The sequence below is a fragment of the Corynebacterium phocae genome (assembly GCF_008693075.1).
Taxonomy (GTDB): Bacteria; Actinomycetota; Actinomycetes; order Mycobacteriales; family Mycobacteriaceae; genus Corynebacterium; species Corynebacterium phocae.
The window spans coordinates 138,377-151,849 of sequence record NZ_VXKJ01000053.1 but is presented as its reverse complement, the minus strand read 5'-3'; the positions used below and the strand labels follow the sequence as shown (position 1 = coordinate 151,849).

At 57.3% G+C, this 13,473-nt stretch carries 14 protein-coding genes and 1 tRNA gene; 10 read left to right on the top strand and 5 right to left on the bottom strand.

Features of this window, described 5'->3' with window-relative positions; genetic code table 11:
• Positions 1–203 precede the first annotated feature (203 nt).
• From F4V58_RS12075 to F4V58_RS12060, 4 genes are all read right to left on the bottom strand, one after another.
• A complete protein-coding gene (locus F4V58_RS12075) occupies positions 204–563 on the bottom strand; it encodes an integrase core domain-containing protein (protein ID WP_084559600.1) in 360 nt (119 codons plus the stop codon).
• Between the two features lie 59 nt (positions 564–622).
• Positions 623–880, bottom strand: a complete 258-nt coding sequence (locus F4V58_RS13110; protein WP_428840531.1) for an IS3 family transposase — start codon at positions 878–880, stop codon at positions 623–625.
• 104 nt (positions 881–984) lie between these two features.
• Positions 985–1,299: a transposase gene (locus F4V58_RS12915; protein ID WP_075732199.1), complete on the bottom strand. Its 315-nt coding sequence runs from the start codon at positions 1,297–1,299 to the stop codon at positions 985–987.
• A gap of 194 nt (positions 1,300–1,493) precedes the next feature.
• Positions 1,494–2,507, bottom strand: coding sequence for a hypothetical protein (locus F4V58_RS12060; RefSeq protein ID WP_075732197.1), 1,014 nt, complete (start codon positions 2,505–2,507; stop codon positions 1,494–1,496).
• 304 nt (positions 2,508–2,811) lie between these two features.
• On the opposite strand from F4V58_RS12060, the gene F4V58_RS12055 reads away from it, so the two are divergent.
• The 4 genes from F4V58_RS12055 (at position 2,812) to F4V58_RS12040 (ending at position 5,926) form a co-directional block, all read left to right on the top strand.
• Positions 2,812–3,288, top strand: a complete 477-nt coding sequence (locus F4V58_RS12055; protein ID WP_075732195.1) for a hypothetical protein — start codon at positions 2,812–2,814, stop codon at positions 3,286–3,288.
• Between the two features lie 243 nt (positions 3,289–3,531).
• Positions 3,532–3,990, top strand: coding sequence for a hypothetical protein (locus tag F4V58_RS12050; RefSeq protein WP_075732193.1), 459 nt, complete (start codon positions 3,532–3,534; stop codon positions 3,988–3,990).
• A gap of 57 nt (positions 3,991–4,047) precedes the next feature.
• On the top strand, positions 4,048–5,049 hold the full coding sequence (locus F4V58_RS12045) for a CE1 family esterase (protein WP_084559599.1): 1,002 nt from the start codon (positions 4,048–4,050) through the stop codon (positions 5,047–5,049).
• 292 nt (positions 5,050–5,341) lie between these two features.
• A complete protein-coding gene (locus F4V58_RS12040; RefSeq protein WP_075732191.1) occupies positions 5,342–5,926 on the top strand; it encodes a hypothetical protein in 585 nt (194 codons plus the stop codon).
• 92 nt (positions 5,927–6,018) lie between these two features.
• Here the strand turns inward: F4V58_RS12040 and F4V58_RS12035 are convergent.
• Positions 6,019–6,102: transfer RNA gene (locus tag F4V58_RS12035), tRNA-Leu, on the bottom strand.
• A gap of 168 nt (positions 6,103–6,270) precedes the next feature.
• Between F4V58_RS12035 and F4V58_RS12030 the strand changes: the two genes are divergently transcribed.
• From F4V58_RS12030 to F4V58_RS12005, 6 genes are read left to right on the top strand one after another with little or no spacing between them, the layout of a single operon-like run.
• Positions 6,271–7,101, top strand: coding sequence for an FHA domain-containing protein (locus tag F4V58_RS12030; RefSeq protein WP_075732189.1), 831 nt, complete (start codon positions 6,271–6,273; stop codon positions 7,099–7,101).
• Between the two features lie 4 nt (positions 7,102–7,105).
• A complete protein-coding gene (locus F4V58_RS12025; protein ID WP_075732187.1) occupies positions 7,106–7,585 on the top strand; it encodes an FHA domain-containing protein FhaB/FipA in 480 nt (159 codons plus the stop codon).
• Positions 7,582–9,132 carry a PP2C family protein-serine/threonine phosphatase gene (locus F4V58_RS12020; RefSeq protein WP_075732185.1) on the top strand — a complete coding sequence of 517 codons (1,551 nt, stop codon included), beginning with the start codon at positions 7,582–7,584 and terminating at the stop codon, positions 9,130–9,132. Before F4V58_RS12025 ends, F4V58_RS12020 begins: the two co-directional genes overlap by 4 nt.
• Positions 9,133–10,461 (top strand): FtsW/RodA/SpoVE family cell cycle protein, encoded by a 1,329-nt coding sequence (locus F4V58_RS12015; protein WP_075732183.1) that lies wholly within the window; start codon positions 9,133–9,135, stop codon positions 10,459–10,461.
• Complete coding sequence (locus F4V58_RS12010) at positions 10,458–11,897, top strand: penicillin-binding transpeptidase domain-containing protein (protein ID WP_075732181.1); 1,440 nt, start codon at positions 10,458–10,460, stop codon at positions 11,895–11,897. Before F4V58_RS12015 ends, F4V58_RS12010 begins: the two co-directional genes overlap by 4 nt.
• Positions 11,897–13,468 (top strand): serine/threonine-protein kinase, encoded by a 1,572-nt coding sequence (locus F4V58_RS12005; RefSeq protein WP_075732179.1) that lies wholly within the window; start codon positions 11,897–11,899, stop codon positions 13,466–13,468. The genes F4V58_RS12010 and F4V58_RS12005 overlap by 1 nt, the downstream gene beginning before the upstream one ends.
• Positions 13,469–13,473 lie beyond the last annotated feature (5 nt).

Genomic DNA, 13,473 nt, shown 5'->3' with positions numbered 1-13,473 from the left:
TTCTGCGAGTTCTCTGGCGGTGATTCCGTTTCTTTTTGCCAGCCTTAGTGGTGGGCGTGTGCTCATTTGAGTGCCGTTCTTAGTTGTTCGTCTCGGTTTAATTGTCTTGCTTTAGCGCTTCGGCGGCCTCTTGTGCGTTGGATGCTGGTGAAGTTTTGTTTGGTGTGGTGTTTGGCTGTCCTGAAGTGGCCTTTAGTTTGTTCCTAACAATTTACCCTGGTTTCCATTATTTCAGTAAGCTGATTCTGGCTGCAATATTCGGCCTCAACTTCCAGTGGAGTGCGGTAGCCTAGCGCCTGATGAAGGCGAGTTTCATTCCACCATGACGCCCACTGGGGCGTTGCAATCTCTACCTCAAATTCATCCTCCCATTCCTTATCATTAATAGCTTCATTTTTGTAACCCCCGTTGACATTTTCGGCCATCGCATTGTCATAGGAATCTCCCACCGCCGGAGTGGAAGAAAGAACTCCATGCTTAGCCAGCGTATCTTTCGTACACCACGCTGACATACTGACTACCGTGGTCAGCGTGGTGCACAAGCTGCGAAGTATCATCAGCATTGGCAAGAGCCTGCTTGAGCGCCTGCAAACGATTGGGTGCGTCCGCTGTGAACTCGCGGTTAACCAGGTCCAGTCGGGTATCCTCCCTGCGGGCAGGCCGTGTGAGTTGTTGGTGATGAGCCTTTGCCACTAATGCCAGCTAGCCGCATCAGACGTGCAGTGCGATCACGGCCGATATCAATCCCTTCGCGGCGCAGCGCATGATGCATTGTGCGGTACCCGTAGACACCATAATTTTCCTTATGGATCCTGAGCATCACTTCAATGATGGCCTTATCCTGCACAGCCCGGGCACTAGGCCCCCGCGACTTGTGCATCCGGTAGCCACGCGGGGTAATAAAACCGCCCTCACGGTGGTCATTCAACGTCTTGCAGATGAACTCGACACAGAACTGATCACGGTAGGTGTCAATGAACCGAATCATTTCCGACGTTGCGGGTCGAGTTCCGACGCGAAAAAAGCCGACGCTAGTTTCAGCAGCTCATTAGTATCACGCAGCTGCTGATTCTCACGGCGAAGCCGCATATTTTCTTCAATCACGTCTTCCTCAGCACGCTGGACTGAACCATCACGCCGGGCCTGCTGAACCCACATCCTGGCAGTATGCCACGATATGTTCAACCTAGGGGCCACCGTCTTGCACGCATCCGCAACAGACTCACCCTCGGACAGGATCCGGTCCTCAATCAGACGAACCGCCCGATCCTTAAACTGCTGATCAAATTTCTTTGGCATAACCTACATTTTCCCATTTATCCAACAGTAACAAAACTCAGCCCACTTCAGTGGAGTGGAATTATTTCTACTATCGAAAGGCAAGCAGCAGCCACAGCAACCCTGTGAGCTCTGATTCCGGCAACCATCCGGGCTCTTATCCATCCTCTACGTCAAAATGCCCCGGCCAGTTTGGCCGGGGCAGATTACGTCTTCTACAGGAACGCAGCCAATAGGTTGCGCAGTGGGCCTGGAAGGAAAGCGTTTAATGCTCCGGAGAATACGGCAGCAACAAGCGCACCAATAAGCGCAAGGCCCCCCAGCACGCCGCCAACAATGGCCGCTACAGGGGTTTCCGAACCCGGTTTCTCAGCCTTGCTTGGTGCAGAAGGCTTATCCATCGGTTTATCGGCGGGCTTCTCAGTCTTGCCCGGCTTATCAGCAGGCTTCTCAGTCTTGCCGGGCCTATCAGCAGGCTTCTCAGTTTTGCCCGGCTTATCAGCAGGCTTCTCAGTCTTGCCGGGCCTATCAGCTTTGCCCGGTGCAGAAGGCTTAACCATCGGCTTATCGGCAGGCTTCTCAGCATTACCCGGTGTAGAAGGCTTTTCTGGATTCATCGGTGCCTTTGGGGGTACCGGTACCGGGGCTTCTGGCACCTCCGGCTTTTCGGGCTCATTTGGGGGAGCGGCGACCTTGTGGGTGCTCTCCACTTGCGCGGAGCAATACGGGACGGCGGAAGGTGACACTGAAGCAGCAAGTTCGAAGGTGTGGTGGATAAAACCTGCTTGCAAATCCTGCTCAGAAACCACAAACGGGGTGGAATCTTGGCCTACCCCTTTGATAGCAATAGATTTTGTTTCTTTTGCATTAAAAATGTACTTCTCTGAAGCGGAGACGTTCGGGGGAAAATTGCCTGCCCAGTACGAGTCTTCCTTACCGTCAATATAAAGATCGGCAATGAGATAGATTTCTTCATCTTCGAGGTTGGTGAATTCAAGGAGGTAGACCACTTGGTCGCCCACTTGGAAAGGCTCTCCGGCCGGAACATCTACGCCGTTACGAGTAGCTGAGGCAGTTACCTTTCCAATTAGGCCTTTGCCCTCCCCACACTCGGGGTGCTTGCGGATTGGCATGGAGGGAGTCTGCGCGGCGGCGGTAACAGGAACCAAACCGGGTGCTGCAACGGACAGCCCAAGGCACAATGCAAGTGCGGAAGTAAACTTTTTCAAGGTGATTCCTTTCGGAAGATTTGGAAATTGAGCCGGTCCCAGAGCAATGAGGAAAGCGTCGGGCCGTACGGAAAAATCCGATTAAGATTACATCCAAAAGTGAATACATTCCAAACGGCCTTCCAAGCACTTATAAAGCGGTATGCGCTGGTGTTTTCCCGGTTTCTCAACAATGACCCTTGCCGCTTCAACTTCGCTACTCATTTTTTATGAATCCTTTTAAAGATCAGTATCAAAAGCCCCTGGAGGGAAAATGCCATCGCAACTCCTTTCACTTCAGTCACAAACGTGACACAATGGGGCCATGAAAAATCTTGCACTAGCAACTCTTGTTGGAGCCACCTTGCTCTCCATACCTGCCACCGCCTCCGCTGACGCTATTGATGATTACCTAGCAAAAGTCCCCGCCGGACAAATTTCGTGCGCCCAGGCCGCCAAGTATTACACCAATCCCGGCGATTACAATGCCAAGAAAAACCAGGCGCTTGCTGTTGCTGGATTCCACCCGCGTGGCGGGGAAATTCGTGGCGCTATCGCTCGCGCGGATGAGGCAATTGCCCGTTGTAATCTGAACGGATCTGGAAACCACCGGCCCGCCAATCAAGCACCGGCACCAGCTCCCGGCCGCCCAGCACCCGCACCAGCTCCGGCCCCCGCAGGAATGGTTATCCCAGTATTCGTCCAGCCCGGCCAGCCAACCATGGATATAGTCGTCGCAGGCTACACCATCCGCATTCCGGATATCTCTTCCATTTTGCAGATGGCTGGTTCTTCGCGCTAGATTCCACCATTCAGGCACAATCTAATAGTTTTTGCATTGCGCGTAGCACTGGGGTTTCCCGTCATTCCCGGGTCACCCCGGTTGCTTTCCGCCGTGCGCCGTGAACGCCCAGTCTTCCCTCTCCAGGGAGTAAAAGGCGGTAACTTCCATAACTTTAAGCAACTTCTGTCAACACTGGTAACATAAGATAAAAGCTGATAGTTTAAAAGGGTCAACTGTTTTTAACCTAAAGAGGTCAGAAAAATGTTCAGCCCCACCTTCCTACGCCGGAGTCTAGCCACCGTTGCGGTCAGCGTAGTCGCTGGAACCGCACTCGTATCTTGCGGCGACAGTGATGATGTTGAGGAAGCCACCACGACCACGGTGAGCTCAAGTGCCGTAGCTACCACCACGGAATCTTCCGCTCCAGCCAAAGACAAGCAAGAGCACGAAGAACCAACGGTATCCACCGAACCGGCGGTCGAAGAACAACCCGCGCCAGTAGGAGCGCCACAGCAGGAGGCGCCGGCCCCCGTGGAGCCACCGGCTCCAGCTCCGGCCCCCGTGCAACAACAGGCCCCAGCTCCTGCACCGGCTCAGCCCGCCCAACAACCGGCTGCTCCAGCGCCTGCTGCGCCTGCTGCCCCCGCAGCCCCTGCTGCTCCTCCAGCGCAAGACGCCCCACCGCTACCCGGTGGCGCTGAAGGCGTAGCCGGTTACTAAAGACTTCTTGTTTCTCATTTACAACTCTCAGTGTCCAAAATCTCCAGAAGGAAAAGCATGTCTTCTAAGAAATTCACGCGGCTAGTAGCTGCTGCTGTGGCCACCGGTTTCCTAGCCACCGCAGCCCCCGCAGGCGCCCAGGCGCAATCCTCCGTACCCCCTGAGCTGCAATCCATTGCTGACCAGGTTAAGAAGGGACTTTCGGATCTGCAGCGCCAGATCCCAGGTTCCTCAACCGGAGCCTCTATTGGAAACATTCAACTAGGTCCCTGGGTTGCCACCCAACCACAACCAGTTTCCAACGGCGGCTTCGGTGCCCTTTGGGTTGATACTCCCCACGGCCCCCGCCGGTTCCTTATCGACGTCCCAGCTGGATATGACCCCGCACGTCCCTTCCCTGTCATGGTCGGAATCCCCGCCTATCAGGACACATCAGAGAATTTCCGGAACTACTCGCGCCTAAAGTGGTCCTCCATCGGCCGCGACGCCATCATTGTTTACCCTGACTCCTGGCATCAATCCTGGGAAGGAAACCCCACGGGTACCTCCGCACCAGGTCAGGACATTGATTTCATCCGCAGGGTTATTGACCGCGTCCAGGCCTCCTACAACATTGACCGTGGTCGGATCTACGCCACCGGTATGTCAACGGGTTCCGGAATGGCCGCAGTGCTGGGCTGCCATGCTTCAGACCTTTTTGCGGGCGTTGCACCAGTCTCCGGTGCTTACTTTGACGCCGTGGATGCTGGTTGCCAAAACAATTCCATCGCGTTCATCAATGTCCATGGCATGAGTGATGAGCAGCACGCCTACAACGGTGGTTTCCGCTACGGGCTGCACTACTACGGTGGCCGCGAAATGATGGAGCGCTACGCACACCGCAACAACTGTTCAGCACACCGCACCGAGCACCCACTGCCCGGTGGCGCTACCAAAGTTATTGCCCACGGTTGTTCCAAGCCCACCGAACACATTCGTGTACCGGGCGGCCACCTCTGGTGGTACAAGCCCAGCACTGCCGACGAAATCTGGGCTTTCCTGTCCCAGCAGCGCCGTTAGGCTCTAGGCCACAGCCGCTCTCCGAAGTTATCTTCCGGGAGCGGCTTTTGTTTGCCCTGCCTAGTCGGGGGTATGGCGTCCCTGCCCTGAAAACACGAGCCCAGGTGAGCCCAAGGAATTAAAGGGCCGCCTAGTATTCGCTGTCCAATGCGCGGTTGACGGATCGGAAAAGCCCAGGTCAAAAAACAATTAGAGTGCTTTATTAGATACTTGAGTTTTTTCTTGCGCGTATACTGGCCTCCACCCTGCATAAAACTTTTTCAACTGAAAAGGTGTGAGACAAAGGAAAAATATGCTCCTCCACGCCACATCGTTATTAGCAAGCCAGACCCCACGGCAATTTGATGGCTTCCAGCTGTCATCCTTCTTGGGAGGGATGGCTTTCTTGGGATTTTTCGCCGTCATCTTCGGGCTTCCGTTTTTTCTGATTACGCTCAAGGTAACCGGTCGGGACCAAGTAGCCCGCCTGTTCTCCGGCACCGCCCTGTCACTTGTCGCGGGCATGTTCTCCACGATTGCTTGGTTGAGCTGGAGTAGGCACCGGTCACTAGTGCAGACCTTAGAGTTCGGGTTCCCAAATTACTACGAGGTATGGCAGGTAATTGGATGCGGGCTCACGGTCATTGCCCTTAGCGTCCTCATCACACTCAAATTCGCCAATCACTTCATGTGGATTCCGCTCATCGCCTTTTTCTTCGCATTCGGCTTTGCAACCGCATTCACCGCCGGCGTCTCTTTTGGCCCTCCCTCTCAGGAAGGGATCGGAGTATTCCTTTCCCTGATCGGGGTTTCAATATCCGTGTTCCTTATCAGCGGCGTTACTTTTATCATTCGAGAAAACCGGAACCTCCGCAGTCAGGCGACCGGCGGGCGCTAGCCGGAGCGCCCCCCTGGTTGCCGCCCAAGGCCAGGAAAACGAAAAATCCCGGAACCTCATCATTCGATGGTGTTCCGGGAGTTTTTAAATTGTGCCCAGGGCGGGACTTGAACCCGCACGTCCTTGCGAACACTGGCACCTGAAGCCAGCGCGTCTGCCAATTCCGCCACCTGGGCAGGCAACGGTCGGTTTAAAGCGACTAAATTAAGATACCACGGTTTCCTAGGTAATCAGCAAATCCGCAGCGCAACGGGAACTTTTTGGCGCGGATCTATGTTGTTTACTTCAAAGACTCTATACTGGATAGGTCATTTACACTCGCACACTGAAGGGAAGGTCATGGGATGGGCGTTTTCGCAACCCTCGCAAGGCTGGATTCGTCCATGCAACGCGGCATGGACAATGCCATGGCTCGAGTCTTCGGTGGCCGGGTAGTCCCTGAGGAAATTGAGGAGCTCCTCAAACAGGAAACACAGGACAACTTAGCTCGCGCAGATGACGGAGGGCTTTACGCGCCCAACGTCCTCACCGTGGCAGTAGGGTCCAAGGACATCGAAAACTTGTCCAGGGACCGGCAGCTGCCCGCAGAGCTATCCGGGCAGGTGTCACGTTTTATCCGCAACAAGGGATGGGCGTTGGCCGGACCGGTCGTGGTCCGCATAGCGGAGGAATCAGGTTTGAGAACAGGCCAACTTCGCGTTTCCTCTTTTATCGAACCTCAGCCGGAAGAAGAATCCGGTTTTGACGCAATCTTTCACGAACCCGGTCAGGAGAACCAGATGTCTAATCCCCACGGCGAAAATCCGGAAGTGCACGCAGAGGCCGCCACTACGGCGTTTCGTGCGCACCGCGTCCCCAATCCGGACGATACCAGTGGCCCCAGCGTCAACTTGCTTCTACAGGACGGCTCCTCCCGCACCTACCAGGTTCATGAGGGATCAAATATAATTGGCCGCGCCAATGACGCAGACCTGCGTCTGCCGGACACGGGAGTGTCCCGCCACCACGCGGAAATCACGTGGAATGGCTCCGACGCCGTGTTGGTTGATCTCCAATCCACCAACGGCACCACCGTAAACGACACCCCAATAGAGAATTGGCTACTAGCTGACGGTGACGTCATTACCATGGGACATTCCCACATAGAGGTTCGTATCACCGGTTTGGAGAACTAACTCAATGGACTCTTTGATTCTTCTTGGGCTTCGTATTGGCATTTTGTCGCTGCTCTGGATTTTCATCCTGGTGGCGCTTAACGCCATGCGCCGGGACGCCAACCGTGCGGCCACCATCCCGGTTAACCAACCGGCACCCGGCGTCAGTGGGCCGGTTGTAGCACCCGCGCCACGCGCGCAAAAGAGGGAATCTGCACGCCAGATCGCCGTAGTGGAGGGCCCCTACAAGGGCTCCCACATGGAGCTTGGCGTGCTGGAAGAACTCACCATCGGCCGCGCAAATGATTGTCACTTTGTCACCGGGGATGATTACTCATCCGCACACCACTCCCGTTTATTTAGGCGTGGATCCGAATGGTTCGTAGAAGATCTTGAGTCCCGCAACGGCACTTTCGTCGATGGTTTCCGTATTGACCAGCCTGAACGTATTGGCGTTGGGTCTAACATCAAAATGGGTCGCACTACAGTAAGGCTGCTGCCATGAGCAAGAAGTTGAAAATCACCGTTACGGCCCTGTCTGACCGCGGACTGGTACGTAACAACAATGAGGACTCCGCTTTCGCCGGTCCTTTTCTTTTGGCTATGGCCGACGGCATGGGTGGACACGCCGCCGGAGAGATTGCCTCCCAGCTCATGATTGAGCGCATGCAACGGCTCAACCAGGACCCGGGTGACAACGACATGCTAGCGCTGTTGGGGGCTTCGGCAAGAGACGCGAATTCTGATATTGCCCGCCACGTGGAGGCCAACCCTGAGACTGACGGCATGGGTTGCACTCTCACCGCCATGATGTTCAACGGTCAAGAATTTGGCGTAGTCCATGCGGGTGACTCCCGTGGGTACCGCCTGCGTGATGGCAAGTTAGAACAAATCACCAAAGATGACACTTTTGTGCAATCCCTGGTGGACAAGGGAACGCTGGACCCGGAAGATGTGTCCTCACACCCGCAAAAGTCTTTGATTTTGAAGGCATACACCGGGCGGAACGTAGAGCCGTCCCTTTTCACCTTGGACGCCAAACCCGGTGACCGCCTGTTGTTGTGCTCGGATGGCTTATCGGACCCCGTGACCGCCTCAACTATTGAGACTGCGCTGGGACAAGGCTCCATCAATACCGCAGCGCAAACCCTGGTGGAGCTGGCGCTGCGCTCGGGTGGCCCGGACAACGTCACGGTAGTCATCGCTGAGGTTTCCGCCGCAGCGCCGGAAGACGGGCCAACAGGGCCGGTGTACGCCGGTGCCATTGCCGGGGAGCTGCCCGACAACGTTCGTGCGGACTCCTCCGCCGCTCGTGCAGCCATGCTCAACCGGACCCCGCAGGTAATTCCCGCCACCGTTCCCTCCGCCACCGTGCCTTCCACTACACGGGAGACCATGGAGGGCAACCGGGAGGAAGCCGCTGAAGAAGAGGATCCTGCCCCGGCCAAACGTAGCGTCGGCTGGGTGACGGTACTATCCATCCTCGCGCTTTTGATCGTGGTGGTTGGTGGCGGGATAGGCGCCAGGAGCTACATCGGCGGGAATTACTACGTGGCTCAGGCCGCGGAAAGCCGGGAACTAACCGTTGAAAACGGCGTTGATTTCTCCCTTTTCGGACGCCCGCTCAACAAGACTTACCAGCACGTGTGCCTCAACGCGGAGGGGGAAATGAGCCTTAAAGCAGGTGACTGTGGGGATGGCTTTCAGCCTTTCACCGCTCAGGACCTCTCCCCCGCTGACCGGCAGGTAGTAGACAACCTTGAGGCGGGCTCCTATGACAAAGTGCAATCCCAGCTGGTGAGCTTATCTGAGGACGTGCTGCCCGCGTGCCGCACAACGGCCAAGTCCGAAAGCACCACCAGTGCAAAGACGCGGCCACAGAAGTCCAAGAGCGCCGCCACTTCTGATTCGGCTGCCCCTTCCAGTTCTGCCACTGCTTCGGGCTCTGCCACGCGGCCTGGCACCAGCACGACTGCGGCCCCCACCACCTCGCTCGAGTCTGCTTCAAATTTCCGTGCAGAGCCGGGTATCAACTGCCGGGAGGTCGGATAGATGAAAATGCGCACCACGGAACTGGGGCTGCTGATTGTAGCGGCTTTGGCCTTTGCCATCACGCTTATTAGCCTGGAGCTCTCCCAAGACAACGCCTTGACCAGTGAGATCTTCAAGCTCATTGGCGGGTTCATTGGTGTATTCACGGTAGCTCACCTGGCATTGATCTTCTTTGCCCCCTGGGCGGACCAGATCATGCTTCCCATCGTCGCGGTACTCAACGGCACTGGTCTTATTATGCTGGCGCGCCTTGATATTGCCACGGGAAATTCCCTGGCCACCCGCCAGGTGCTTTGGACCATCGTGGGGCTCGCACTATTCGCACTTGTCCTAGTGGTGCTTCGCGATCACCGCACCCTGACGCGGTACTCCTACCTGCTGGGGGCAGCCGGCCTCATCCTCCTGGCGCTGCCGTTGGTTTGGCCACAGCCCACCGACGCTAACGCTCGGATTTGGCTCAAATTGGGCCCCTTTTCCATCCAACCGGGTGAGTTCTCCAAGATCTTGCTCATCTTGTTCTTCGCCATGCTGTTGACACAAAAACGTTCGCTGTTCACCGTGGCCGGTTTTAAGATTTTCGGACTTTCCCTGCCGCGCCTGCGCGACCTGGCTCCCATCTTGGTCATTTGGGCTATTGCCATTGTGATCATGGGCGTATCCAATGACTTTGGTCCTGCGCTGCTGCTGTTTTCCACCGTGCTAGGCATGCTATTTATGGCTACCGGCCGGGTGTCGTGGCTGGTCATTGGACTAGGCCTGGCTACCTTAGGTGGGCTTGCCATTTATCAGGTTTCCGCCAAGATCCAGGACCGTTTCACCAACTTCATGCACCCACTGGGTGAAGACGGCAACACCATCACGCAGCTGGCCCAGTCCTTGTTTGGTATGTCTTATGGCGGAATCACCGGCACGGGGCTGGGCAAAGGTCACCCGGAGCTGGTCCCGGTGGCGCATTCGGATTTCATCCTGGCAGGCGTGGGTGAGGAGTTCGGTTTCATTGGGCTATCGGCCGTACTGGTGCTTTTTGCCATGCTGGTTGCCCGTGGGTTCAACGCCTCCTTGCGCGTCCGTGACACCTACGGCAAGCTCGTTGCAGCCGGCCTGTCACTGACCCTGATTGTCCAAGTCTTCGTAGTCACCGGCGGTATTTCCGCCATGCTGCCCATGACCGGCTTGACCACCCCGTTTATGTCCGCCGGTGGTTCTTCACTGATGGCAAACTACATGCTGCTGGCTGTGGTACTGCGCATTTCAAATGCCGCCCGCCGCCCGGCCAACGTACCGGACAACGCCTCACTGGTAGCCACTGTTAAAGGAGGTGCGCGATGAACCGTTCCATCCGTATAATGGCACTGTTTTCCCTCCTGCTGGTTGCCATCCTGTTGGTTAACCTGACGGTAATCCAGGCTTTTTCCACTGACAAATACGCCGAAAACCCCTTGAACCGCCGTGGTTACTACGAGTTACGGACCATAGCCCGCGGGCAAATCTACGCCGATAACACGGTCTTGGCCCAGTCCACTGCGGATTCCGAGGGCGTCTATACCCGCACCTATCCGGAGACTTCTCCTGCTTACTCCCCTATCACCGGCTATCTGTCCCAGATTTACGGGGCCGCCAACCTGGAAGCCTCCTACAACGCCGTCCTCAACGGCACGGATCCCTCCCTGTTCACTAACAACTGGATGGACACCATCACCGGCAAGCAACACGCCGGCGCAAACGTAGAGGTCAGCATTGACCCCGCGCTGCAGCAGCTGGCCTACACCCAACTAAATTCCCAAGGATACGAGGGTGCCGCAGTGGCCATCCAGCCGTCCACCGGAAAAATCTTGGCCATGGCTTCCAGCCCCAGCTATGCGGCCGCAGACATTGCCAACCCGGAAACAGCGGAACAAACCTGGGCGCAGCTGCAGGAGCAGCCTGGGAACCCCTTTGTCAACCACGCTACGGCAGACACCCTGCCACCGGGCTCAATCTTTAAGATTGTGACCACCGCAGCCGGGTTGAGCAACGGCTTTAACCCTGAGTCTCCCCTGACTGGTCAACCTTCCATCTTTTTGCCGGGCACGGAAACGGAGTTAACCAACTATGACTCCCAAATCTGTGGCGGTGCCGCTACCGTCACCTTAACTACTGCCTTCGCACTGTCGTGCAACACGGCTTTCGTGCAGATGAGCGAGGCCATTGGCGCGGAAGAGCTACGCAAATACGCCGACGGCTTTGGCATTGGCCAGCAGTATGACCTTGGCGTGCCTTCCGCCTCCGGCTCGCTGGGTGAGCTTCCGGACGCGGCGCAAACCGCCCAGTCCGCCATCGGTCAACGTGACGTGACCATGTCCGCGTTGCAGGCGGCCATCATGGCCGGAACGGTGGCCAACAAGGGCGTGCGCATGCAGCCTTACCTGGTTGAGCGCATTACCGACGCCAAGATGAAAGAAATTTCCACCACCAAACCCCGCGTGGCTGCGCAGGCGGTAGAAGAGCCTGTGGCTAACACCCTCCGGGATCTCATGTTTGCGTCCGAGCGCAACACCTTTGGCTACGACGGCAACGGCTTTGCCTCCAAGACCGGTACCGCCGAACACGGCGAGGGCCTGCCTCCGCACGTGTGGTATGTGGCCTTTGATCCGGAGCGCGATATAGCCGTAGCGGTTGTAGTCAAAGACGGCGGTAACCTGGGCACCGGTGCTACCGGCGGGCAAGTTTCCTCCCCAATTGGCCGGGCCCTCCTCTACGCCTATAACGGAGGGGACAACAAGTAATGATGGATAAAGACCGTTTACAAAAGTTAATCGGCCCGGACTACACCTTGCAGTGGACGGTGGGCCACGGCGGCATGTCCACTGTCTGGTTGGCGGACGACAACCGCGCGCAACGCGAGGTAGCCATTAAAGTCCTGCGTCCGGAGTTTTCCGATAATGAGGAATTCTTGGGGCGCTTCCGCAACGAAGCCGAATCCGCGCAACAGATCCATTCCCCCAACGTGGTGGAAACTTACGACTACCGGGAATTGGAAGACACCAACGGCTCCAGTTTCTGCTTCATGGCCTTGGAATACGTCCGGGGTGAGTCCCTGGCGGGTCTTTTGGCTAGGGAAAAGCAGCTCCCGGAGGCACTAGCGCTAGACATCATGGAGCAGTCCGCGCAGGGCCTCGCGGATATCCACTCGATGGGCATGGTTCACCGGGATATTAAGCCCGGCAACCTGCTCATCTCCCAAAACGGGGTCGTGAAAATAACCGACTTCGGGATTGCCAAGGCTGCTGCGGCTGTCCCGCTCACCCGCACCGGAATGGTGGTGGGAACCGCCCAATATGTCTCCCCGGAGCAAGCTCAGGGCCAGGAGGTCACCACGGCCTCTGACGTCTATTCATTAGGTGTGGTTGGCTATGAGATGCTGGCGGGCCGGCGCCCCTTCGTGGGGGACTCTTCTGTCTCCGTTGCCCTAGCCCACATCAACCAGGCTCCGGATCCCCTGCCCACTGCTGTTAGCGCCCCTGCGCGCGAACTGGTTGGTAACTGCCTGCGCAAAGATCCCGCCACCCGCTATCCCGGTGGTCAGGATCTAGCCACCGCTATTTCCGATGTCCGCTTTGGCCGCCGCCCACCGCAGCCGGCCGGCACTCCCATCCCGGATTCCCCGCCTTCTATTTCTAGTAGCGCGGCCACGTCCATGATTTCTAGCCCAGCGGCGGCTGCCGGTGCCGCCGCTGCCGGTGCGTCCGCCACCGCTGGTGCCGCCAGCCCGGCGCAGACCGGACCTAGGCACGCCGCCCCGGCGGTCCAGCCGGGCGGGGCTGGGGCTTCCGGGGAACCGGCAGGCCCCACGCCTGCACAACCTAAAGGGCGCGGCGGCCTGATTGCCGTCTTGACCGTGCTGGGCCTCGGTGGCGCAGCTGTGGGGGCTTACTTCTTGCTGGGCAATGACGGCCAGGAAACACCGGCTCCTGACGAACCCACCGTGGTTACCGAATGGCTAGAGACAACCCAGGAACAGGCACCACCACCACCGCCGCCTTCCCCGGAAGAGGAACCCAGCCCGCCGGCGGAAAAGTCCGCCGGAGAAAAGCCCACCTCTTCCAACCGGCCTCACAGCCCCCGGCTCACCGTCCGGGAGACTACCGAGGTGCCGGTCACGGTCACGGAAACCAAACTAGCTCCGCCCCCGCCGCCACCGGCAACCTCCGCCCCGCCCGCGCCTGATCCCCTGCCGGACGCCTCACCACCGGAGCTGCCCCGGGAAACTATTTCCCCAACCACCTCTAAAAGTCTGCCACCTTTTGAATCTTTGGTAGCAGATTTGAATAAACTAACAAAGACCCCGTCCCAGTAGGAGAA